The organism is Metabacillus dongyingensis, from assembly GCF_019933155.2.
GTDB lineage: Bacteria > Bacillota > Bacilli > Bacillales > Bacillaceae > Bacillus_P > Bacillus_P dongyingensis.
In genome coordinates this window covers 191,459-215,341 of the sequence record NZ_CP082944.1, presented here as the reverse complement: position 1 = coordinate 215,341, position 23,883 = coordinate 191,459, and the positions used below count along the sequence as shown (strand labels likewise).

Below are 23,883 nucleotides of genomic sequence, written 5' to 3'. Positions count from 1 at the left end.
TATTGCACGATGTTTTGCATATTGCTGTATTTGCTTAAACGATTAAGTAAAGGGGTTGACAACCTTGGAAAGTCCTCAGTCCGTTCAGGTAGAATCAGGTATTAAGCGGCTCGGCTTGTGGCGCAACCGTACATTTTTATCTCTTTTTGCTGCATATACTCTCTCCATATTCGGAGGCACCTTTCACACAATTGCCTTGAATATTTGGATATTGAAGACGTATGACAGCGCGACTTTGATGTCAGCGATATTAATTACTCATCTTCTCATCAGCTCCTGTTTTGCTTCCATTGCAGGGACAGCAGCAGACCGGATGAACCGGAAAAAAATGATGTGGATTTCGGATTTAATCCGGAGCGTGCTTGTAATCGGGCTTGCAGCTGCGATTTATGTGCATCCTCCTTTTTGGGTCATCATTCTTTTAACCGCTTTAACTGCTTTATCAGGGTTATTTAAAGGACCTGCTTTTAACGCTTCCCTTATTGATGTAGTCGGGAAAGAAAACATCCAAACCGCCACAGGAGCTATGAGTCTTGCAGATAATATTGCAAGAACTCTGGGATTTGCAGCAGGCGGAGTCATCGTGGCCGCTTTTGGGGGTGTCACTGCTATCTTAATTGATGCGTTTATGTTTCTTTTATCCGTTATTCTTGTCGTCATCGTAAAGGATTTCCCTGAACATCGGGCAGCGTTTGCAGCTAAAACTACGTTCAAGCAGGATTTTATGACAGGTTTCACTTATATATGGAAAGAGCCGTTTGCAAGAGCCATTACCATTCTCTCTCCTACCCTTATCTTGTTTTTCACAACTACGCTTATGATTATTCAGGTTATGGCAATCAAAGAATGGAGGGCAAGTCCAATAGAATTTGGACTGATTGAAGCTAGCATTCCTCTTGGATACATGGCAGGTGCCGGACTCATTATGTTTTTAGGGGAAAAACTGGTGCGCCGGGGTGTCCTCATTATCGGCAGCATGATAGGACTTGGACCGCTTTACATGCTGCTTGGAGAGATAAACTCCGCGGCATGGAGCATCCCGCTTATTCTATTGGTTGGTTTCATGTTTTCTTTTTGTACACTGCTTGTGAATGTTATCCTTCGATTAGAAGTTACAAGCGAGCTGCAGGGAAGAGTGTTCGGAATGATTGGTGCGCTCACAAGTGTTCTGCCCCCTGCAGGATTAGCATTCGCTTCCTTTTTTACAGATGCATTTGGCGGAGGACGGGTCCTCTTTATTTGCGGACTGTCGCTATTTGCAGTCGGGATTATCTGCTGGGTGCTTTTAAAAGATATTAAGAATTATAAATAAGCGTAAATAAGCGCATGCATAAAAAACAAGGTGATTACCGAAAACCAAAACTTTATTAGTGATCATTCTATTTTTTCTAGCCGTTTTTAGATTTTCATTAGCCATTTTCAATATTTTTATAGCGTAATGCTTTTGCCCTTCTGATCATTTACTGGCCGGCATGATAAAAAAGCATTTTTTGCCGGATTTGTTTTTGCCAAGGATTAGCCGCTTCCCCTTTCTATATGTGCATACAAAAAAGCTGCTTGATCACCAAGCAGCTGTCTTAATTTTTCACATCTCCATGATGGAATGGACATTTACCCTGGATAGGCTCAATGTCATCCCCGATAAAATATTGCTTCCACTCTCTGTGTTCAGGATCTCCGTAATGGCTGATGTTCGGATGCTTTGGAAGCTGATCCCACTTCTCAACGCGCTCTCTCACCTTTTCACGGGACATACTTCCGCCTTCTGATGTGCCTTCTAACCCTTCAAAGATGCGGCGGGGCTGAAAGCCAAGCACTAAGCTGTTCCCCAGATCTCTCGTTTTCCGCTGTTTATATGCTGGAGCGTTTCCGAAAACAAAGTACGGCTCATTTGCGAAAGAAAACGCCCAAAGATGATGATCCGGATCATGAGGATAATCCTCAGGCCATGGCTCCTTGTCATTGTCATGAAGATATTGAAGAATGTTCCAGAAGTACTCCCGGTAATAAGGAATGGATTTTTCATCTTCTTCCGGTTCGACGAAAACAAATAATCCGTGGCGGATCAGTCTTTTCGCATCATCAAATAATTGCTTGAAAGCAATCAGAGCCTCAGGAAGATTTGACCAGTCTTCCTTTGAAACATATGCGTATCTGAGCTCTCCTTTTTTTTCGGCTGCCATCCCGAAATAGCATGGAAAGGTTTTATCTGTTACTACATTATGAAAATTTTTATACTCCCGAATGACCCATTCAGGGACAAGTTCAGGGTTTGTCATATCTTCTTTTTCTAAAAGGTATTTAGATTTAGTTATCATCTTTTCACTCCTTGAAAGATTGCGAGAAAGTGTTCATACTTCATTAAATACCCTGCAAACCACTACTTAAACCCTTTTTATATTTATTAAACAAACGTTTAATTAAGACCCGATGCTATACGGTAAAAATTTCATTGTTTTTACAGTGCGCCAGTCGCTATACTTATCATAGAAAATGGTAAAGAAAAGAGTGGTCTCATGCTGAAGCGTTTTTTCGCCTATTACCGCCCTTATAAAGGGTTATTTTTGATTGATTTTTCATGTGCGGTAATCGCCGGACTGCTCGAGCTCGGCTTCCCGCTTGTCGTCAATGCCTTTATTGACCGTCTCCTTCCAAGCGGAGACTGGAACCTGATTATCTGGGCATGCGCCGGATTGCTTTTGCTGTACATATTAAACACAGTTCTTCAATATGTTGTCACCTACTGGGGGCACATGCTTGGAATCAACATAGAAACCGATATGCGCAAAAAGCTGTTTGAGCATATACAAAAGCTTTCCTTTCGCTTTTTCGATAATACGAAAACCGGTCATTTAATTTCACGCCTTACAAATGATTTAATGGAAATCGGCGAACTTGCCCATCACGGTCCAGAAGATTTATTTATAGCTGTGATGACGTTAATTGGAGCTTTTTCTGTGATGCTTGTGATAAATGTAAAGCTCGCGCTGCTGACATTCTTAGTCATTCCATTCCTGCTTTTCCTTGCTATTTACTTTAATAATAAAATGACAGGCGCGATTCATCAGCTCTATACAGACGTTGCTGACTTCAGCGCGCGTGTTGAAAACAACGTCAGCGGAATTCGCGTTGTGCAGGCTTTCGGAAATGAAAGATTTGAGAAAGATCAATTTCAGAAAAACAACCTGCGCTTCCGTTTATCAAAACTGCTTGCTTATAAAATTATGGCTATGAACTTATCAATCAGCTACTTCCTTATGCGCCTTGTCACACTGTTTGTCTTACTATGCGGCACTTGGTTCGTGATTCAAAATGAGCTTTCCTACGGTGAATTCATAGGCTTTGTCCTGTTAACGAATGTTCTTTTCCGTCCGATTGAAAAGATCAACGCCATCATCGAAAGCTATCCGAAAGGAATCGCGGGCTTTAAGCGTTATATTGAATTGATTGATACAGAACCCGACATTGAAGATAAACCAGGTGCAGCTGACGGTGGATCATTAACCGGGGATATTCGCTATGAAGGTGTATCCTTTGGTTATCAGAATGAGGACAATGTATTAAACGAAATTGATTTAACGATTCATTCCGGAGAGACCGTTGCATTTGTAGGCCCTTCCGGCGCCGGGAAAACGACGTTATGCAGTCTTCTTCCCCGATTTTATGAAGTGAGCGCAGGCCGGATTATGATTGATGGCACAGATATCCGCGACTTGACTCTTCACTCTCTGCGGAGGCAAATTGGAATTGTTCAGCAGGATGTGTTTCTTTTTTCCGGAACGATGAGAGAAAACATTGCTTATGGCAAGCTTGATGCAACGGAGCATGACATAAGGCTTGCAGCGAAACATGCACAATTAGAAGAACTGATTTTTTCTCTTCCAAACGGGCTTGATACGGTAATTGGAGAGCGCGGCGTCAAATTATCCGGCGGACAAAAGCAGCGCTTGTCCATTGCAAGAATGTTCCTTAAGAATCCGCCAATTCTTATACTTGATGAAGCTACCTCCGCCCTTGATACCGAGACGGAAAAAGCCATTCAGGAATCTCTGGCAAAGCTGTCTGCAGGCAGGACAACACTTGTCATCGCTCACAGGCTCGCAACGATTAAGACCGCAGACAGAATTATTGTGGTAAATAAAGAGGGCATTACTGAACAGGGTTCACATGATGAACTGATGGCAGAAGGAAAAGGATACCGCAGGCTTTATGAAGCGCAATTTCAGACTTAATGAGGAAATCGGCTGAAAAACATTGGACTTCAACTGTAAAAATTCTGATTTAATTTGATAAATTCTATAAATGGCTGCTAAGTGAAAATGGCATCCCTGATAGATGACAAAAAGCTGATCCGTCACCCGGATCAGCTTTTTTTAGCTCAATTTTGTATTCAAAGGCTTCAATTTCGCCTCAATTTCCGCACGGCGGTTTTCAAGGAACGGCGGCAGTGCAAGTGACTCTCCTAAGTGGTTCAATTCTTCATCTGTATCAAATCCAGGCCCATCTGTTGCAAGCTCAAACAGAATGCCATTCGGCTCTCTGAAGTACAGAGAACGGAAATAAAAACGGTCTACAAATCCTGAGCTTGGAATTCTCTCAGATTTCAGTTTTTCAATCCATTTATGCATTTCCTCTTCATTGTCCACACGGAACGCAACGTGATGCACGCCTCCGCGGCCGAGACGTTCTTGAGGAAGGTCGAGGCGTTCTTCAATGTGAACCTCTGCCCCTGATCCTCCTTCTCCTGTTTCAAATACTAAAATCTCTGGCTGTCCAGGCACGTCAGATGGATAGCTTCCTTTTGCTCTAAAGCCCAGAATGTCTGTTAAAATTTCAATTGTTCTCTCCGGCACTGCTACTGTTAACTTCACAGGTCCAAGTCCAATGATGGCGAACTCGGCTGGAACCGGACTTTTATCCCAAGGCTGTCCTGCGGCAACTCCATCGTTATTTTCATCAGAAACCAAGATCAGGCGCTGTCCTTCAAAGTCCTTGAATGACAAAGTTTGGCGGTATCCTGCTTGAACGATTTCGCCGTGTTCCACATCATGTTCTTCAAATCTTTTTTTCCAAAAGCTCAGTGCCTCGTCATTTCGTACACGCAGCGAGGTTGCCGATATACTGTTGACCCCTTCATGCACGCGTCCTGCATTTGGAATTTCAAAAAAGGTAAGCTCCGTACCCGGATTGCCCTTTTCATCTCCATAAAATAGATGATAAACAGATACATCATCCTGGTTAACGGTTTTCTTAATTAATCTTAAACCTAACGTCTTTGTATAAAACTCGTAGTTTTCAGGTGCTTTAGCAGTAATGGCCGATACATGGTGAATGCCTTTTAATGGCTGCATGTTCATCCCTCCAAATAATATCTTGAATTCGAGATAATTTCTATACTTACAATATACACGCTCTGATTAGTGATGTCAAATATAGTCTGCTGGTTCCTGATGAGCAATGGCCGAAGACAGCTGAAATAAGGCTTTTCACCCCTGATTTATGTCATTCAATCCCATCTCTCCCCTTAAAAGCATTGGAAAAAGTTTCATATTTTGCTAGTATCAAAGAGGAATGTTTTTTAGGAGGGATCTCATGAGCTCTGGAGATGACAAGAGACGGAAAAACTTGAAGGTCATTCAGTTTGATAAGGATAAAAATAGTTTAATTGAAACCTTGCAGCCTAAGGAAACGTTTGAAGATGTCGGAGGACTTGAGGATGTCAAAAAGCGGATTCGCATGGACTTTATCATGCCCATCCAATCTCCTGAGTTTTTTCAGGCATACGGAAAAACTGGAGGGGGAAGCTTGCTGTTGTACGGTCCTCCGGGATGCGGAAAGACTTTCCTTGCTAAAGCGATTGCCGGTGAAATCGATGCCAGCTTCATTCACCTGGAACTGCAGGCTATTCTCTCAATGTATGTAGGCCAAAGCGAACACAATTTGCATGATATTTTTGAAAAGGCAAGAGAACAAAAACCGTGCGTTCTATTTATTGATGAATTGGATGCACTGGGAGGCAATCGTCACCGCATGAGCCAGCATCATGACCGTGTGCTCGTGAATCAGCTGTTAGTTGAGCTTGACGGTCTCCAATCTTTTAACGATCAGGTATATATTATCGGAGCCACGAACACCCCGTGGTACCTCGATCCTGCCCTTCGCCGTCCAGGAAGATTTAATTCGCTGTTATTTATTCCTCCGCCGTCTGAGGAGGAACGTGAGCTGATTCTTTCAATCAAAACAAAAGATAAGCCTCAGGATAAGCTTGATTTGTCAAAAATAGCAAAGGTTACCAACCATTTCTCAGGCGCTGATTTAACACAGGTAATCGATGATGCTATCTCAAAAGCGATTGAGCGTTCTCTTGAACAAGGCTCCCTACAGCCAATGTCCAATACTGATTTGCTGAAGTCAGCCAAAGATCGTAATCCCACAACACTTGAATGGTTTGCCACTGCAAAAAATTACGCTACCTTCAGCGATACAAATAAAGATTACAAGAAAGTGCTTCACTACATGAAGACACATGGAATCAGGTAAGACATGAGTAATTGGCATATTCAGACAATCGAGCGCATTAAAAAACTCAGAGACTGGAGAAGATATGATGAAGCAATTGAAGAAGCACAGAAACTCATCGCATCAGATCCGGAAATCGCCCATTCCTATTCCATACTGGCAGATATTTATTCTCATAAAGAAGACTTTAAATCAGCGATTCATTTTTCAAAAGAAGCATTAAAAAAAGACCCTGAGGATTACACAGGCAGCTTTCTGCTGGTCAGCTCTTATTATCAAAGCGGAGATATGAAAACTTTTGATCACGCTGTTGAAGATGCACTGCGGATATATCCCGATGTTGCCCATTTCTATTATTTAAAAGCTCTGAGAGCCTTTCAAAAGAACAAGCTCAAGGACTCACTTAAGCTGATGGAGAGCGCTCTTGCCTATGAGAGCGAAGAGCCTGTTTACCTTGCAGCCTACAGTGATTTCCTGCTGCTTGCCAACAAGAAGAAAGAATCGAGGGAATTCGAAAGGATTGCCTTAGAAAAAAATGAGAATGACCCGCACGTATTCTATTCTTTGGCCAATACTGCTTTTAATCGCGGAGACTTCAAGCAGGCCAGAGAACTGAGCAGGCTTGCTGCCGAAATAGAGCCTGAGGAAGAAACATACAGAGAGCAATACATGGAATTATTAAAAACGGCCTATCCCATTCACACGTTCTTCCTCCGAGTTATACAGGTTAATTCCTTCCTGAGAAGAAGATCAGCCGTCTTATTTTGGATCATCATGATTTTTATTTTTTTTGCCTTTAACCCGTTATTTTGGCTCTACCTTTTGTTCACATTGTGTCCGTACTATATCAGCAATTTCCTAACAGGGCTGTTTGTCAGACGGAAGCTCGGGATTACCCGAAGGAGGCGGAATGTCAACATTTCAACTGCCATTCTTACTGGGTTATTCATCATATTGATTGGTATGGGCGCAGCATCTATCTTCATGGAATAAGTCATGACCTTTTTATAAAGGTCTATTTTTCTTTACCGGCACATTCAGGACGTTTCACTTTTTAATTGAACGGGGAATGGTAAAAAAAGAGAGGTGATTCGTGTGCCGTTTAATTACGATGAGGACTTTGAAAACACGGATTTCCGAAAGCATCCAGAGAAATACCGCATTGGCAGAGGCGAACAGGGTGTCCTCCTTGTAGAGCCATATAAAAGTGAGATCTTGCCTTATTGGCGCTTTAAAACTCCTGAGATCGCAAAGGGATCCTCTGAAAAGATTTATCATCTTTTTCTTGAATACAAAGACAACGATGACTTTGTCGGTATGGACATGGCGCGGAAATTTCTGCAAATGGGCTACACACGAGCAAGAAGATATGCTAATTACAAAGGCGGACGTAAGTATAAAGAAGATGGAAACATCCATAAACGGGAAATTGACGAGGGAAAAGCCAAGTCTGCTGCATTCTTCAAAGAAATGTGGATGGCAGTCAGAGAAGACGTTGAATATTTGGAATTAAAGAAAGAGCATCAGAAAAAGTATGGTTAAAAAAGCCTATCATTGTCTGACAATGATAGGCTTTTCCTTTTACAGCTTATGATATTTTTCTTCAACAAGGCCGATCAGCGGATGATTTTCAGGAAGCTGTGAAATCTCCTGCAGTGCACCCGAAATGCCCTTTGCCTGAATCAGCTGCTGAATTTCAACCGCTTCTTCATCTTTGTCAAAATCATATTTTAGACATGCTGCAATGCCAGCTGCAAGATCATCAGGCGAAATCCCTTTTTCAAGCAGCCTTCTTGCAGGTGCTACAAGACGGTCATCAAAGCCTAATTTACGTTTTGGAGATCTTCCGACTCGAGTGACCTCATCTGAAATATGTTTATTTTCAAATCTGGCAATGATTTTTTTCACGTAGTTCAAATGTTCTCCCTCATCAAAACCATACTCTTTTACAAGCAGCATGCTTGTCTCATTCAGAGCACCTTCAACGAGACGGCGAACCTCTGTATCTTCAATGGCTTCCTTAACGGTAGCCAGTCCTTTTTGATACCCGGCGTATGCAGTCACAGCATGACCTGTATTTACGGTGAAAAGTTTGCGCTCAATATACGGAATAAGATCGTCAACGTAAGTGACTCCCTGAATGGAAGGCATATTTCCCTTTGCCTTTGATTGCTCAATCACCCATTCAAAGAAAGGTTCTACTGATACACTTAGAAGATCCTCGTTTTCCTGAATAGGCACGATGCGGTCAACTGCTGAATTAGGGAAACCGATCAGCTCTGAGACGGAATGCCGCTCTTCCTCATTTAGGTGCTTGAAGATCTCACTCTTCAAATGGTCTGTTCCGCCAATCATATTTTCACAGGCAATCACATTTGCTTCTGTTTTTTTTTCTTTGAGGCCTAGAGCGATTGTTTTCGCAACAAACTTTAGAATATTTGGTCCCACCGCAGTTGTGATCAGGTCTGCTTCTGCAATCTTTGCGATGACTTCTTCTTGATTCTCATTGCTGTTGATTCCTTTAACACCTGAAACAATAAAGGACTCAAACTCATCAGAAGCTAATCTGACTTCATACTTCCCTTTTTCATTTAATGCGTCAATAACATCCTTATTGATATCAGCAAAATAAACTTCATACCCTGCTCCGCTAAGCAAAGCTCCAATAAAACCGCGGCCGATGTTCCCTGCTCCAAAATGCACAGCAATCATCTTAATTCTCCTCTTCAAATAAAGCAATCAGCTCTTGTTTTGTAGTTACTTCAAGCATTTTTTGAACATTTTCTTCTTCTGAGCATAGAATCGCAATTTGAGATAGAAGCTCTAAGTGCTCCCCGTCCTTGCCGGCAATTCCAAACAGAATTTTAGCATCTTCTCCAGTACCGAAATCTACGCCTTCCGGAACTTGAACAATTGAGATTCCAGAGTGATTGACTTCTTTTTTAGCGTCTTCCGTGCCATGCGGAATGGCAACGCCATTTCCCATATATGTCGTAGAAAGCTCTTCACGCTCAAGCATTTTTTCTACATAATCTTCGTTGACATATCCGTTTTCAACTAGTAATTTCCCAGCTAAACGAATCGCTTCGTCTTTTGATCCAATTGTTTGATTTAGGAGGATATTTGCCTCATCTAGTATTTTTTTCATTGTCGCACTCTCCTATTTTATAAATTTTTGCGTAAGCCATTTGTGAAAGGTTTCATTTAACACAGCTGTCATCTTTGTTCCGTTGCCGGATTGAAAAAGCTGAAGGTTGTCTTCTGTTTCGATCAATGTTGCACTGATCAGGCTTAAAACCTCAAGCCCTGTATGAGAAAAATCTTCAGGTGCGAGCAGGAGAGCAAGGGTCTTCATCTCAATTTCCCTGTTATCCATGCCAGGTACTGTATAAGGATGTTCAAGGTTGAAAAGAACGAAAACCGGCTTAATGTTGCAGGTATCCCGGCAATGGTAAAGAGCGATTGACGAATCCGGTATACCAAGCCCGCCAAGCTCCTCCCTCTTCAAAAGCTCGCTCGTCAGTGTTTCGGAGTCTCTAATAAGACCCTGTTCCTTCAATACCTCTGCTGCTGAAAATAAAACGTCCCGGTGGTTTCCATGATTCGAGAAATGGTAGACTCTGAAATGCCGGAGAAGCTCTTTAACGGTTTTTGCCGCTTCTTCAAAGACTTCGATCTTTTCAAGCAGATTGACCTCGCCTAAAGCCTCTGCATAGCTTGGATGTCTGGTCATTTTTTTAGATTTGGATGTGCTTTTTAATTGTTCGCGAATTTTTTCAGCCTCATGATCCGCAAGCAGCGGTCCGACCTGTATATAATCAGAAGAATCAAGCGGCAGACTAACGGTTGAAATGATTAAATCAAAGTTTTCCAAATTCAGTTTTTTTAAGCCAATAAGCGATGATAAAGCTGTTTCAGTAATTTCAGGTATCTCTTTGTGTATCCTTGTCGCAAGCATCTTCGAGGATCCAATTCCGCTTGAGCAGACGATTAATGCTTTATATGAAAAGACCTGTCTTCTTTCCTCAAGGCTTGAACCAAAATGCAAAACGACAAAAGCCGTTTCATCATCTGGAAAGACAAGCGAAGGAAAGACGAGTTCCAATCCTTTTTTTACTGCCTCATAAAGCTTAGGGTAATTTTCTTTTGTCTCTTTGGCAAACGGGTTATGTGTGTAAATCCCGTCTTTCATCCGGTAATAAGCCGGTTCTAAATGTGAAATAAGTCCATTGTAAAGAGACTGATTGTTTCTAAGAGGAGCGTCGAGTTCGTCTGCAACGTATTCAATCAGCTGCTTTACATGCAGGGAGATCAAGGAATTTCTTTGTTCAAAGTTGAAATCTTCATTTTGCCTTCTCGCTCTTCGAAGATGAACAGCAATCTGCGTGATTTCTTCTTCTGGAAGTGAGAGGCTGAAAACATTCGTTAATTGCTTTCCTATCCTTGCTGCCATTTGAAATTCCTCAGATTGAAGCACATTCTGCACATCACTTTTCACGAAGGACACTGGTTCTTGCTGCATCAGCCTTTTCACTGCAACACTTAAATGAATCAATAGGGAAAAATAAGCGTTATCCGCCATTTCATAGGGCATCATTTCGAGAATCGGCTTCAATGCATCATCTGCCTTATTCAGATCACAGCTGGTTAAAAACCCTAAATACGTTTGGCTTTCTGGCTCCCTAATAGGATCTTTATCAATAATCTGAATGAACTCCTGCTCATCAATTGTCTCCAGCAGCAATGCCTCAAGCAGCCTTCTTTTTGCCGTTTCTTCCCCTGTAAGCTGAACCCCAAATCCTCTTTTTCTTACTAATTCAAGCTCATAAGGTTCAATTTTCTTCTCCACCCGGTCTAAATCATGACTGATGGTTGCTGCAGAAACAAGCAGTTTTGACGCAAGGGCATAGAGCTTCATTTGTTCTTTGGATTGAATTAATTCACTTATCAGCAAATACACCCGCTCATCCTGAAGGTAATCGTAGGAAGACTGCGAGGACAAGTCATTCCGCAGCCGGTCTATATCTTCCTTTAGACCAGTCAGCTTCACCCCTTGCCCTGCCTTCTTCTCAATTACAATCCGGTAATTCTTCAGTGTATCTTCAAGCTTTTTCATTTCTCGGTGAATGGTTCTCGAACTCACCCCGACATCATTAGCAAGCGTGTGAACCGTAATGAAGCCGGGCTGTTCAAATAGCTGCTTTAAAATGTCTCGTTCTCTGGCTGTTATATACACTTTCATCACCATCCCTGCTCATCTAAGCAAACGGATTACTTCTTTAATCGCTGAACCAGTTCATCATATTTAGGGCTGTTTAAAAAGTTATCTACTGAAAGATGTTCAGCCTGAGGAACTTTAGCCTTTGCTCGGTCCGTTAAGTCTTTATGCGTAATAATAATATCCGCATCACCCGGCAGATTATTAATTGCCGAGTTTGTCACTTGAATTTCAAGACCTGCTTTTTTGAATTTATTTTTCAATACAGAAGCTCCCATTGCACTTGATCCCATTCCGGCATCACATGCGAAGATGACCTTCTCAACATTTTTACTTGGTGTTTGTACTTCTTCTGATCCCGCAATATTAGGCTGCTTTCCTTCTTTCAGATCTCCAACCAGTTTTTCATAAACCGGGCTGTTTAAGAAATTTTCTACAGAAAGGTGAATGGCATTAGGCAATTTTTCTTTTGCACGGCTTGTTAAATCCTTATGGGTTATGACCACATCTGCATCACTTGGCAGCTGAGCAATTGCCGTGTTCGTTACATCAACATTCAGCTCTGCTTTTTTCATTTTATTCTTCAGAACAGATGCGCCCATTGCACTTGAACCCATGCCTGCATCACATGCGAATACGACTTTTTTCACATTTTGATAATGGTTTGCTGCATTTGGTTTCTTTTCAGCAACAAGTGAGTCTGCAACACTGCTTTTCTTGCCTTTCATTTGCTGCATTTTCTCTGTTGCTGCTTCAATGCTCTCATCATCTGTTGATTTCGATGATTTTAAAATGACACTTGCTACTAAGAATGAAATGGCTGTAGCAACTACTACCCCTAAAATCACACCTGCAAAGTTTCCTCTAGGCGTCATCGCTAATAGAGCAAAAATACTTCCTGGTGATGGAGTGGCAACAAGACCTGCATCAAACAGCATGAATGTCAGTACACCACTTGCTCCTCCTGCAATAGCCGCTAAGATTAACAATGGCTTCATCAAAATGTAAGGGAAGTAAATTTCGTGAATCCCCCCGAAGAAATGGATGATTGCTGCACCAGGTGAAGACTGTTTCGCATTGCCTTTTCCAAATACCATATAGGCAAGCAGAATGCCAAGTCCTGGTCCAGGGTTCGATTCAATCAGGAATAAGATGGATTTTCCTGCTTTTGATGCCTGCTCAATGCCAATCGGGCTGAAAATTCCGTGGTTGATTGCATTGTTTAGGAACAAAACCTTTGCCGGCTCTACAAAAACACTTGCAAGAGGCAGCAAACCTGCAGAGACAATTGCTTCTACTCCGCCGATAAGAATGTTCGTTAAACCTGATACAAGAGGACCGATTGCTTTAAAAGCAAGAATTGTTAAAAAAGCCGCTGCAATACCTGCTGAAAAGTTATTGTAAAGCATTTCAAATCCAGATTTGACCTTATCCTTGAACACTTGGTCCACTTTCTTAATTAAATACCCGCCAAGAGGACCCATAATCATGGCGCCCAGGAACATCGGGATTTCTGAACCTACGATAACCCCCATTGTCGCCGTTGCACCAACGACACCTCCGCGCAGATCATACACCATGCGTCCGCCGGTAAATCCAATCAGCAATGGCAGCAGATAGGTGATCATCGGTCCTACTAGCTCTGCCAATTCCTTATTTGGCCACCAGCCTGTTGGAATAAATAAAGCTGTAATCAGCCCCCAAGCGATAAATGCTGCGATGTTCGGCATGATCATTCCGCTTAAGTGACTTCCAAAACGCTGAATTCGAACCTTTATATCTGAATTGTTTTGTGTAGACATGTATTAACCTCCTAATAGAAATTTATGAAAGCGTTTTACCAAAACTCTATATGTCTATCTTAAGACTCATATCCTGTTCGTACAATTTAAAGAAAACCCAACTTTGTCACTTGTGCTGTTGCCAACTATGAAAAGACTGGAACTAACGCTTTCAAGATTGTAAAATAGAGGAAAACATTTATGGAGGAACCCATGAAGAAGCGAATCCTGAATGGAAATGATGCAGACGCTTACCAAAAAATCCGGCTCGAGGGTTTAAAAAACAGCCCTGAAGCATTTGGATCAAGCTACGAGGAAGAACAGCTTTATCCGATTGATCTTTACAAATCTAGACTTGAATCAGATACTGCCTTTACGTTTGGAGTTTTTGAAAAGGAAGAACTTGCCGGTGTTGTCACTCTAGTAAAAGAAACGAAGGTCAAGCTTAAGCATAAAGCTTCGATTTACGCGATGTATGTTTCTCCTGATTATCGCGGAAGGGGCATAGGAAAAAAACTGATGGCTGAAGTGGTAAAAAAAGCACAGGAGTTTGACGATACAGAGCAGCTTCATTTATCTGTTGTGAGCACCAATCCTTCAGCAAAGCAACTATACACTTCATTTGGCTTCACCGTTTATGGTCATGAAAAAAGAGCGCTAAAAGCTGATGGCATCTATTATGATGAGGATCATATGGTTTTATTTTTATAAGCGGGCTTGTTTTCTATTTATCCATCTATTTTGGATCAGCCACATTTGACATGATATCCATCTAAATCAAGAATTTATCTGCGATCATAAAAAACGGACCAGGATTTGGTCCGTTTTTCATATTGGCCGTTCGATTGAAAACAGCTCTCCGACTCTTGCGTAATCATTTCCCGCAAGTCTGCTGACTGCACCCAGTCCATCAGGATTAATTCTTCCTTTTTCATATATGCTCTTTTCTACGTGAAACTGAACAATTTTCCCGATGATCAAATCACATGCAGGCGAATCGTCACCGCCGAGCTCAATCACTCGTTCAAGAACACATTCCATGCGTACTTTGGCTTCCGTTATTCCTGGCACAGCAATCCTGCTGCTCTTAATAGGCGTTAATTGCGCCAATTCAATCTCACTTTGATCAGGCTGAAGGTTTGCTGCAGTGATGTTTATCTTTTCAACGTTGTCATGATCAACGATATGCACAACAAATTCTTTCAGACTGCTGATATTCCTGGCAGTATCCTTTTGATTTCCTTCGCTTCTTTGAACGGACACCGAAATCATCGGGGGATTGGCGGTAACGATGTTAAAGTAGCTGAATGGCGCTCCGTTTAATGTTCCGTCTTCTGAAAGCGAAGTGACAAATGCAATCGGTCTTGGAATAATGCTTCCTGTTAAAAGCTTATAATTCTCCCTTTCCGTGTTAGCAGCTGGATCAATGCTCAGCATTTTCATCACTCCTTAAAGCTCTCTAATCTCAAATGGCGCAAGCGCTTTTTCAATCTTTTCTCTTTGCGGCTCATACCATTTCGGCAGCATCAGCTTTTCTCCCAGCGTCTCCTCATCATGAGCAAATCCTGGAGGATCTGTTGCAATTTCAAACAGGATTTCACCGTGTTCTCTGAAATAGATCGCATTGAAATATTGTCGGTCCTGTACTGGAGTGACATGATATCCTCCGTTTGCAACATGCTTTTGCCACTGAAGCTGATCCTCATCATTTTCTGCTCGGAACGCAATATGATGAACCGTTCCAACTCCCATTTGCCCGCGGCCGATTGGCGTCATTTTCAAATCAATCACATTTCCAATCTCTCCAGTTGAACGAAAACGGATAAAATCTCCTTCTTGGCTGATTTTTTCAAATCCCATGATCGCCTCCAGCAGTTCTGCTGTTCTCTCAGGCTGAGCGGATAACAGAGTTGCCCCTCCAAATCCTTTTATTGCAACATCAGATGTGACTCCGCCAAACTCCCACTTGTTTGATTCTCCTTCTTCCCGTTCAACGATTTCGAGGTGCAGACCATGCGGATCATCAAAAACCACATACTCCTCACCGAACCGCTCCATTTTAGAAAATGGAACATCCATCTTTTCAAGTCTGGCCTTCCAAAAGCTCAATGCTCCTTTTGGCACAACATATGATGTTACTCCAACCTGGCCATCCCCAACTTTCCCCTGATAAGCATCAGGCCATGGAAAAAAAGTAATAATCGTTCCCGGTTTTCCTGCTTCGTCTCCAAAGTAAAGATGATACGTACCAGGATCATCAAAATTGATTGTTTGCTTTACCAGTCTCAAGCCAAGAACCCCTGCATAAAAGTCCGCATTTTCCTGGGGATGACCAACGATTGCCGTGATATGGTGGATACCTGCCGTTTTTTTAGTCATAGAAAACCTCTCCTTAATAAATTGTATTTTCTCTCATTTTATCTAAATAACACTTATTTTAATAATTATCTCGAATTCAAGATAATTTTAATTCATTTGTTATCGCATGTCAACGATTTGCTCATTTTACAAATATTAGTATTATTTTATTGACAATAGTGTACGTCACACACTATTATAAAATTGGAGGTGTCATAATGAATGAATTACTGAACTCGCTGACCACTGAACTAAGAAGAGGAACCCTTACACTTGCCGTCCTCAGCCAGCTGCAAACACCTCAATACGGATATTCTCTCGTCCAGCTTCTTGAGAAAAACAACATAACAATTGATCAAAGCACCCTTTACCCCTTACTCCGCAGACTGGAAAAACAAGAACTCCTAATAAGTGAATGGGAACTGACAGAGACTCGGCCAAGAAAGTATTACAAACTGAGCGATTTTGGAAAAGAGGTGTATGAACAGCTTAAAGTTGAATGGCTTAAAACTTCTATTCAAATGAAAAAGCTATTAGAGGAGGAATGATTCAGTGAATCTGATTCATCTTTATATTAATGAAGTCACACGAAGGCTTCCTGAAAAGGCTCAAGAGGATATTGCCCTTGAGCTGCGATCGAATATTGAAGATATGCTTCCGGAGGACTATACCGAAGAAGATGTAAAAATGGTACTGACTAAACTCGGAAACCCCGCTGAACTAGCACAAAAATACTCTGGTAAACCAAATTATTTAATCGGGCCAGCAATGTATAATTCCTATCTGTATGTCATGAAAATATCCCTTGCTGCGGCATTGTGCATCACGTTTTTATCCAGGTTTTTTGAAGGAATCATTCAGCATCAGGGTGATACTTCCATTTTTTCTCTCATGCTGACCATTTTCTTTGACATTCTTATCGGCTCCCTGCTTGTTAGCTTTCAAGTGTTTACATGGGTAACTCTGACTTATACGTTTTTGGAACGCGCTGTAACGATAAGTGATTATGTAAAAAACACGAAATGGACACCAGACGATTTACTGGCTTTAACCCATACTCCTAAAAGATCCATTCCCAGGTCTGAACCCATTTTCGAATTATTTTTCACGGTGCTGTGGGCTTCCATCTTTTTGAACGCATCGAACCTTCTTGGCTGGTACACACTGCAGGGAACTGGTCTTGAAGACCTTAAGCTTGCTGCCCCTCTATTTCAGGCAGATGTTCTTAAAATGTATCTCCCCGGCATTGCTGCCATTTTTGCATTAGAGATGTTTATAGCTATTTACAAGCTTTATACAGGCAGATGGACCAAAAGGCTCGCCTGGATCAATACTCTCAGCAATCTCGTTTTCATCAGCTTTTACTGCATCATGCTGCTGAATCCAGAGCTTTTCACCAATGATTTTATCAGCTTGACGATGAATTCCTTTGGAATACAGCCTGAAAATCATGATGAGGTTTGGTCTAACTGGATTTGGGCGTCAGCTGCCATCGTCATTCTCATTTCAATAGTGGATATGGCAAAAGGATTCAGAAACAGCAGAAAGCATGTTCTTTAACAGTCAAAAGGTGTTTACCATTTGGTAAACACCTTTTCTTATTGAAGCTTTTCTTTATTGTATCCCTTTTCACCATATGGTTTCAGCTCGTTAAGCCATTTTTCCTCAAGCTTTTTCAAAGCATGTTTCGCATCAAAATAGCCCTCTTCTTTTCTTTTTAATACTTCCAGCACTTCTATTGAAAAAGCTTCTTTTCCAAAAGTACTCCATTCGTTTTGAAGTGTTTTGTTTGTGCTTGATCCTGATTCAAGTTCAAACTGCTTTCCATTCAATGTTTTTAAGTTCAATGTGCTTCCGATAAAAAGTTTCCCGTTTCTGATATTCTTTATTTGATAGATTCCCGCTTCGGGTTTCGATTCTTTATAAAGCTGTTTTAATTCTTTTTTCCGATCCATTAATTGAATCTCCTTTCCTTTTTAAAGTATTTTCCAATACTCGCTTCCATCTGCCTTGCGGGCAAGAAATCCATATTCAATTAAGTACCGTCTAAGGAGGACATAATCGTGATAAATGGATTCTAATAGTTGATTCACTTCTTTTTCGTCATATTTCCGTTTTCCTTCAAATCGGTCAGCAATCGCTTTTAGGACAATCAGCTTTTGCTTTTCTTTAAGCGGAAATTTCTTAAGCTTTCTATGTGTCCCCTCAGGAAATAACTTTTCAAGCATTTCTGCTTCCTCCTCCTGAGTGACATTGTATCGGCTGTCAATCATTTTGGCTGCCTTGTGAGGAGTTATCAATACCGGTGCATGCTGATCCTTTTCTCTTAAAAGCTCCATGATCGTCAGCATCATTTTTGCCTGGCGTTCTTTTTCCTTCAATACAAATCGGTGGTTTCTGATTGTAGCTGAACTTCCGATCTCTAGCTCTTTTTGGATTTCGGCATCATTTTTTCCGGCATAAAAAAGCCGTAATAAACGATTTTGATGGTCCGTCAGCCCAGTAAGCTTTTTATCAAGTCCAATCAGATAATCAAAGACAGATCCATGTTCTTTTTCAATATGAATCTTCATCGCTTTTTCAGCATCATAGAACATGTCATCTACAGGGTAAATAACGCCTTTTTCTGTTTTGTCTCCGCAAAGCAGACAAATATAGTGCTCCTGGTTTTGGATGAACCCCTGTTTCCATTCATCCAGAGAAGCACTCCAAAACAACTCAGATACATCCATATAACAAACACTTCCCTATTTTGTTTAATATATAATAAACATTTTATATTATCGTTTGTTTATTTTCAACTAAAAAACATAAAAAAGGCACCGCATTTACGGTGCCTCTCTCTTATTAAACAATCGCCTCAAGGGTAACCTCGATATTCCCTCTGGTTGCTTTAGAATATGGGCAAAACTCATGAGCCTTGTGAACAAGGTCTTCTAATTGAGATTTTTCAATCCCCTTCCCTTTTACATCAAGCTTTACGGCTAATTTGAAGCCGCCATCAGCTTCATCTTTTAAAAAGCTTACATTAGCCGTAACCTCAGATTCAAATTTCACTTTTTCTTTTCTGGCCATATGCTGCAGAGCTCCATCGAAACATGCAGCATATCCCGCTGCAAATAGCTGTTCCGGATTTGTAGCTTCAGGCATTCTTTCAGCTCTAGGTGATCCCGGCATGGCGATATCCATGTTGATTACGCCATTTGATGAGTGTACTTTTCCTTCTCTTCCGCCTACTGCTGTAACTGAGGTAGTGAATAATGGTTCTGACAATTTTCATCTTCCTTTCCAGAAAATTCATTAGCTGTTATACACATATTTTAAATACCCTTTTTTATGAATGTTATTCTTTTAAACTATTTCAATCTGCAGAAAAAAATCATTATTTTCAATGATTTTTTAAAACTTTCATCCTTTCCCTGAAATAAAATAAATAATTTTTGCAGAAACTAAATTATCAAAAACAAATAAGCTGTGAAATAAGACCGCTATTGACATCGGAGCGGTTGCAGCAGTCTTTTATTTATTGAAGTGTAAGGGTTTTCTTAATTGTTTCTGCTGCCATATCGTTTGCAATCAAAAGTTGAACTTCTATATACTTAAACAGTTATTGTTTTTTGCAAGAAGTATAGTAAGTCTCCGGAGATTGCGGAAAACAGAAGGTTTTCGAATTATATTTAAATAAAATAAGCAGTTTTGAGGTGTAGGATGAGACCAAAAGTTGAAGTGAAAAATGTAACGAAGGTATTCGGAAAATCCCCCAAGAATGCTATTAAGTTACTTAAAGAAGGATATTCAAAAAAAGAGATACTGGAAAAAACGGGTTCAACCATTGGCGTAAATAGTGCAAGTTTTGAAATTTACCCAGGTGAAATTTTTGTAGTAATGGGTTTATCAGGAAGCGGAAAATCAACATTGATCCGTATGCTGAACCGCTTAATAGATCCTACAATTGGCGAAATTTTAATCGATGATGTCGATATTGTTAAAATGTCAGCGCAGCAGCTGCGAGACGTACGCAGAAATAAAATCAGCATGGTTTTTCAAAACTTCGCTTTATTCCCTCATAAAACCGTACTTGAAAATACGGAACATGGGCTTGTACTCCGAAACGTACCGGCAGATGAAAGAAGAGAAAAAGCCATGCAGTCACTCGCGGTTGTCGGTTTGAAGGGATATGAAAATCAGTATCCTTCACAGCTCAGCGGAGGCATGCAGCAAAGGGTCGGTCTAGCGAGAGCCCTTGCAAGCAATACTGACATTCTGTTAATGGATGAAGCTTTTAGTGCATTGGATCCGCTGATCCGTAAAGACATGCAGGATGAATTACTTGAACTTCAAGAAACCATGAAGAAAACGATTATTTTTATTACTCATGACCTTGATGAGGCCCTTCGCATAGGGGATCGTATTGCATTAATGAAAGACGGTACAATTATTCAAATCGGATCTCCTGAAGAAATCATGATGAATCCTGCAGACAAATATGTAGAACGTTTTGTAGAAGATGTGGACCTTTCCAAGGTGCTGCAGGCATCTCATGTTTTAAAACGTGCTGAGAGAATGACTCCTGATCGCGGTCCGCGTGTGGCTCTGCAAATTATGAAGGCTCAGGGATATTCAAGCATCTTTATTGTAGACCGCAAACAAAAGCTATTAGGGGCGCTCACCGCTGATGATGCATCCAATGCAGTCAAAGAGAATAAGACGGTTGAAGATGTGATGGCAAGAAATATAGCGACAGTATCAGAAGATACATTGCTTACTGACGTTATCGAAGCACTATCGAATTCTGCCCTCCCGGTTGCAGTAGTTGATCAGGAAAATCGCTTAAAAGGTGTTATTATACGCGGTGCTGTTATTGGAGCACTTGCAGGAAACAAAGATGATCTGAACATGAAGGAGGCAGATTAAATGGGACTCCCGCAAATCCCCCTCGCTGATTGGGTAGATACTGCTGTAGGATGGATCATAACTAATTTTCAAGGCTTTTTCAGCGGCATATCTGCCTTCACCGAAGGCTTTATAGATAGACTGGTAAAAGTTTTAGAGCTTGGCCCTCCTTTACTCCTTATTATTTTGATTACGCTGCTAGCTTTTTACACAAGCCGCTGGTCTATTGGTCTTTTTACACTGATCGGTCTGCTTTTAATTGAGAATCTTGGACTGTGGGATGCAACAGTCAACACATTGGCCTTAGTGCTTTCATCTGTTGTCATCACTATCCTTATTGGGATTCCGATTGGAATATGGGCATCGCAAAGTGATAAAGTAAGACAGATTGTCACCCCAATTTTAGATTTCATGCAGACAATGCCTGGATTTGTTTATCTTATTCCAGCCATTCTGTTTTTTGGAATCGGGGTTGTACCAGGAATTATAGCATCTGTCATATTTGCTGTACCTCCTACAATCAGACTGACGAACTTAGGGATACGTGAAGTTCCTAAGGATTTGATCGAGGCTTCGAATGCATTTGGTTCAACGACTTCTCAAAGACTCTTTACCCTGCAGCTGCCGCTTGCAGCGCCTACCATTTTAGCTGGAGTTAATCAGAGTATCATGCTTGCATTATCCATGGTAGTTATTGCGTCATTGGTAGGGGCGCCAGGATTAGGGGCAGAAGTTTACCGTGCTGTAACACAGGTTCAAGTTGGAGGAGGATTTGTAGCTGGTTTAGCCATTGTTATTATTGCAATCATATTAGACCGGATTTCACAAAACCTGCGTAAGCCTGCCTATCATCAAGTTATACCTAAGAGATTTGCGTATAGTATTTTTTCTTTATTGGTAATTGGTGCTTTTATTGCCGTATCTTTTGGCGGAGGCCAGGCTGAAAAGGCTTCTCCGAGTAAAGTAGGCGAACAGGTCGATTACAAAATTACAGGAATTGATCCCGGAGCCGGACTTATGAAATCCACAGAAAAAGCAATGAAGGATTACGGCTTAGAGGGAGATTGGACATTAATAGAAGGCTCTTCAGCAGCCATGACCGCTGAATTACAAAAAGCCTATGAACAAAAAGAACCTATCATTATCACTGGATGGACACCTCACTGGATGTTTACAAAGTATAAGCTGAAATATTTAGAGGATCCTAAAGGCTCGTTCGGTAAAGGTGAATCCATTCACACCATAGTCAGAAAAGGCTTAGAAGAAGAAAATCCCGGTGCTTATAAAATCCTTGATCAATTCTCCTGGGAACCAAAAGATATGGAAGAAGTGATGGGAGATATCCAGGAAGGCATGAAACCCGAGGAAGCTGCTGAAAAATGGATTAACGGCCATCCTGACAAAGTGAAAGAATGGGCAGATGGCGCTCAAAAAGGCAATGGTGAAAAAGTAAGCCTTGTCTACGTTTCTTGGGAATCAGAAATCGCAAGTACGAATGTCATTGGTGCTGCATTAAAGAAGCAGGGCTATGATGTCACTTTAAAACAAGTAGAGGCAGGACCAATGTTCACGGGTGTTGCCAATGGCAGTGCAGACGCGTTAGTAGCTGCATGGCTCCCAACAACACATCAGGACTATATTAATGAATATAAAGATCAAATTGTCGATCTTGGGCCAAATCTTGAAGGAACGAAATTAGGTTTAACCGTTCCGGAATACATGCCTATTGAGTCAATTGAAGACCTTAAAAAATAAACAATAAAAGTGCTGAAGAACGATTCTTCAGCACTTTTTATTTTTGCTATTTATTTTTACTGTTGATCTGGTCTCTTTGTTCATACATATTACTCCGGATCTTCATCCATTCAAACAGATGAGTCACAATCACTTTTAATACCGCATAGCCCGGCACAGCCAGGATAATGCCGACTACTCCAAATAAGTTCCCCGCAGTCAGGATCACGAAAATAATGGTGATCGGGTGGATATGAAGATTCCGTCCCATGATCTGAGGGGAAATGAATTTCCCTTCAACTAATTGGACAATCGTCCACACAATAATCAATTTCAGCACCATAAACGGTGATGTGACTAGCGCGATAATGAATGCAGGTGTAATTGCGATTGCCGGTCCTAAATACGGAACAACACTTGTAAAGGCTGCAATAAGGGCAAGAAGTGATGCATACTCCATGCCAATAATCAGAAAGCCTATGTACATTAACGCACCAATGCAAAAGCTGACAATGATCTGTCCCCTAATATAGGAGCTGATTTGATTATTCATTTCATGCATTACATTATACGTTGAACTGCGGAAAGAAACGGGCATGAACTTAAGAACATAAGGCCCAAGCTTTTTGCCGTCTTTTAAAAGATAAAACAAAATGAACGGAAGCGTGACAATCGCAAGGATAAAATCCTTTACTATCCCTACGATATTTCCAATTCCAGCAAACATATTATTTATAATGGTTGATGCCTGATCCGAAATTTGTTTTGAGAGATCTGCGACGTTAATATTCAGTGTCTTTTGCGCCTGATTCACAAAGTCGCTTCCGACAACATCTCTGACCAGCTGCTCCACATCGCTTGTATATTGCGGGAAGCTCTTGATCAGGCTCAGCACCTGTTCCTTAAGAAACGGGATAACCGACACAATCAAGATTGTCAGCAAACCAATAATCACTATAAACAGGGCCAGGATCGTGTATATTCTTCGAATGCCTTTTCTTTCAAAAAAATCAACTACCGGATTTAATACATAATAAACGATGGCCGCAAGAATAATCGGCAGCAGAATCGTTTTAATTAATACCTCAATCGGTGTGAAAATAAAGGATACTTTCATAAAGACAAGAATGTTCAATCCAATCAGAAGCAAAATCAGAAGAAACAGAACAAATCTATTATTAAGGATAAACCTTTTAAACGTCCCTACTCTGGGATTTACCTGTTTCATGAGTGTCCTCCTTTTTCTCTATGCACTCAGTACTTGTACTCTAATGATTATTATAGTGGCTTTATTTAGAAATTGAAAATATAATTCAATTCCCTTTTAAAGAAAGGAAAATATCTGCAAATGAAGATGAGGTCTGTCATTTTTGAAATCAG

At 41.1% G+C, this 23,883-nt stretch carries 22 protein-coding genes; 10 read left to right on the top strand and 12 right to left on the bottom strand.

Features of this window, described 5'->3' with window-relative positions; all coding sequences use genetic code 11:
• The first annotated feature begins 64 nt into the window (after window positions 1-64).
• A complete protein-coding gene (locus tag K8L98_RS01205; protein WP_223438992.1) occupies window positions 65-1,312 on the top strand; it encodes an MFS transporter in 1,248 nt (415 codons plus the stop codon).
• 265 nt (window positions 1,313-1,577) lie between these two features.
• Here the strand turns inward: K8L98_RS01205 and K8L98_RS01200 are convergent, their stop codons facing one another.
• Window positions 1,578-2,318, bottom strand: a complete 741-nt coding sequence (locus K8L98_RS01200) for a YqcI/YcgG family protein (protein WP_223438991.1) — start codon at window positions 2,316-2,318, stop codon at window positions 1,578-1,580.
• A 198-nt stretch (window positions 2,319-2,516) separates the two neighbouring features.
• On the opposite strand from K8L98_RS01200, the gene K8L98_RS01195 reads away from it, so the two are divergent.
• The gene (locus tag K8L98_RS01195; protein ID WP_223438990.1) at window positions 2,517-4,232 is read left to right on the top strand and encodes an ABC transporter ATP-binding protein; all 1,716 of its coding nucleotides are present in this window, start codon (window positions 2,517-2,519) and stop codon (window positions 4,230-4,232) included.
• Between the two features lie 141 nt (window positions 4,233-4,373).
• Here the strand turns inward: K8L98_RS01195 and K8L98_RS01190 are convergent, their stop codons facing one another.
• Complete coding sequence (locus K8L98_RS01190) at window positions 4,374-5,351, bottom strand: ring-cleaving dioxygenase (protein ID WP_420828811.1); 978 nt, start codon at window positions 5,349-5,351, stop codon at window positions 4,374-4,376.
• Between the two features lie 241 nt (window positions 5,352-5,592).
• Between K8L98_RS01190 and K8L98_RS01185 the strand changes: the two genes are divergently transcribed.
• The 3 genes from K8L98_RS01185 to K8L98_RS01175 all read left to right on the top strand — a co-directional run bounded on the left by K8L98_RS01185 (window position 5,593) and on the right by K8L98_RS01175 (window position 8,061).
• The gene (locus K8L98_RS01185) at window positions 5,593-6,540 is read left to right on the top strand and encodes an ATP-binding protein (RefSeq protein WP_223438988.1); all 948 of its coding nucleotides are present in this window, start codon (window positions 5,593-5,595) and stop codon (window positions 6,538-6,540) included.
• Window positions 6,541-6,543: 3 nt separating this feature from the next.
• Window positions 6,544-7,512 carry a tetratricopeptide repeat protein gene (locus K8L98_RS01180; protein ID WP_223438987.1) on the top strand — a complete coding sequence of 323 codons (969 nt, stop codon included), beginning with the start codon at window positions 6,544-6,546 and terminating at the stop codon, window positions 7,510-7,512.
• 102 nt (window positions 7,513-7,614) lie between these two features.
• Window positions 7,615-8,061: a DUF4385 domain-containing protein gene (locus K8L98_RS01175; RefSeq protein WP_223438986.1), complete on the top strand. Its 447-nt coding sequence runs from the start codon at window positions 7,615-7,617 to the stop codon at window positions 8,059-8,061.
• 39 nt (window positions 8,062-8,100) lie between these two features.
• On the opposite strand, the gene K8L98_RS01170 is transcribed toward K8L98_RS01175, so the two are convergent.
• The 4 genes from K8L98_RS01170 to K8L98_RS01155 are packed head-to-tail and all read right to left on the bottom strand — an operon-like array spanning window position 8,101 to window position 13,539.
• A complete protein-coding gene (locus K8L98_RS01170) occupies window positions 8,101-9,231 on the bottom strand; it encodes a mannitol-1-phosphate 5-dehydrogenase (protein ID WP_223438985.1) in 1,131 nt (376 codons plus the stop codon).
• A 1-nt stretch (window position 9,232) separates the two neighbouring features.
• Window positions 9,233-9,667, bottom strand: coding sequence for a PTS mannitol transporter subunit IIA (locus K8L98_RS01165; protein ID WP_223438984.1), 435 nt, complete (start codon window positions 9,665-9,667; stop codon window positions 9,233-9,235).
• Window positions 9,668-9,679: 12 nt separating this feature from the next.
• A complete protein-coding gene (locus tag K8L98_RS01160) occupies window positions 9,680-11,761 on the bottom strand; it encodes a BglG family transcription antiterminator (protein WP_223438983.1) in 2,082 nt (693 codons plus the stop codon).
• A 29-nt stretch (window positions 11,762-11,790) separates the two neighbouring features.
• Entirely contained in the window at window positions 11,791-13,539 is a 1,749-nt protein-coding gene (locus tag K8L98_RS01155; RefSeq protein ID WP_223438982.1) for a PTS mannitol transporter subunit IIBC, read from the bottom strand.
• 192 nt (window positions 13,540-13,731) lie between these two features.
• Here K8L98_RS01155 and K8L98_RS01150 point away from each other — a divergent pair, with 192 nt between their 5' ends.
• Entirely contained in the window at window positions 13,732-14,229 is a 498-nt protein-coding gene (locus K8L98_RS01150; RefSeq protein WP_223438981.1) for a GNAT family N-acetyltransferase, read from the top strand.
• Window positions 14,230-14,346: 117 nt separating this feature from the next.
• Here K8L98_RS01150 and K8L98_RS01145 read toward each other — a convergent pair whose 3' ends face one another.
• On the bottom strand, window positions 14,347-14,955 hold the full coding sequence (locus K8L98_RS01145) for a flavin reductase family protein (RefSeq protein ID WP_223438980.1): 609 nt from the start codon (window positions 14,953-14,955) through the stop codon (window positions 14,347-14,349).
• 12 nt (window positions 14,956-14,967) lie between these two features.
• Window positions 14,968-15,897 (bottom strand): ring-cleaving dioxygenase, encoded by a 930-nt coding sequence (locus K8L98_RS01140; protein WP_223438979.1) that lies wholly within the window; start codon window positions 15,895-15,897, stop codon window positions 14,968-14,970.
• 197 nt (window positions 15,898-16,094) lie between these two features.
• Between K8L98_RS01140 and K8L98_RS01135 the strand changes: the two genes are divergently transcribed.
• Window positions 16,095-16,424 carry a PadR family transcriptional regulator gene (locus K8L98_RS01135; RefSeq protein ID WP_223438978.1) on the top strand — a complete coding sequence of 110 codons (330 nt, stop codon included), beginning with the start codon at window positions 16,095-16,097 and terminating at the stop codon, window positions 16,422-16,424.
• Window positions 16,425-16,428: 4 nt separating this feature from the next.
• On the top strand, window positions 16,429-17,436 hold the full coding sequence (locus K8L98_RS01130) for an HAAS signaling domain-containing protein (RefSeq protein WP_223438977.1): 1,008 nt from the start codon (window positions 16,429-16,431) through the stop codon (window positions 17,434-17,436).
• A gap of 38 nt (window positions 17,437-17,474) precedes the next feature.
• Here the strand turns inward: K8L98_RS01130 and K8L98_RS01125 are convergent, their stop codons facing one another.
• The 3 genes from K8L98_RS01125 to K8L98_RS01115 all read right to left on the bottom strand — a co-directional run bounded on the left by K8L98_RS01125 (window position 17,475) and on the right by K8L98_RS01115 (window position 19,149).
• Window positions 17,475-17,831 carry a GIY-YIG nuclease family protein gene (locus tag K8L98_RS01125; RefSeq protein ID WP_223438976.1) on the bottom strand — a complete coding sequence of 119 codons (357 nt, stop codon included), beginning with the start codon at window positions 17,829-17,831 and terminating at the stop codon, window positions 17,475-17,477.
• 21 nt (window positions 17,832-17,852) lie between these two features.
• The gene (locus K8L98_RS01120) at window positions 17,853-18,608 is read right to left on the bottom strand and encodes a DUF2087 domain-containing protein (protein ID WP_223438975.1); all 756 of its coding nucleotides are present in this window, start codon (window positions 18,606-18,608) and stop codon (window positions 17,853-17,855) included.
• 115 nt (window positions 18,609-18,723) lie between these two features.
• Entirely contained in the window at window positions 18,724-19,149 is a 426-nt protein-coding gene (locus tag K8L98_RS01115; RefSeq protein ID WP_223438974.1) for an organic hydroperoxide resistance protein, read from the bottom strand.
• Between the two features lie 435 nt (window positions 19,150-19,584).
• Between K8L98_RS01115 and K8L98_RS01110 the strand changes: the two genes are divergently transcribed.
• Together K8L98_RS01110 and K8L98_RS26500 are read left to right on the top strand one after the other, a co-directional pair.
• Window positions 19,585-20,790 carry a quaternary amine ABC transporter ATP-binding protein gene (locus K8L98_RS01110; protein WP_223438973.1) on the top strand — a complete coding sequence of 402 codons (1,206 nt, stop codon included), beginning with the start codon at window positions 19,585-19,587 and terminating at the stop codon, window positions 20,788-20,790.
• Window positions 20,791-22,524, top strand: a complete 1,734-nt coding sequence (locus tag K8L98_RS26500; RefSeq protein WP_275976729.1) for a glycine betaine ABC transporter substrate-binding protein — start codon at window positions 20,791-20,793, stop codon at window positions 22,522-22,524.
• Window positions 22,525-22,570: 46 nt separating this feature from the next.
• Here the strand turns inward: K8L98_RS26500 and K8L98_RS01095 are convergent, their stop codons facing one another.
• Window positions 22,571-23,731 carry an AI-2E family transporter gene (locus tag K8L98_RS01095; RefSeq protein ID WP_223438972.1) on the bottom strand — a complete coding sequence of 387 codons (1,161 nt, stop codon included), beginning with the start codon at window positions 23,729-23,731 and terminating at the stop codon, window positions 22,571-22,573.
• Window positions 23,732-23,883 lie beyond the last annotated feature (152 nt).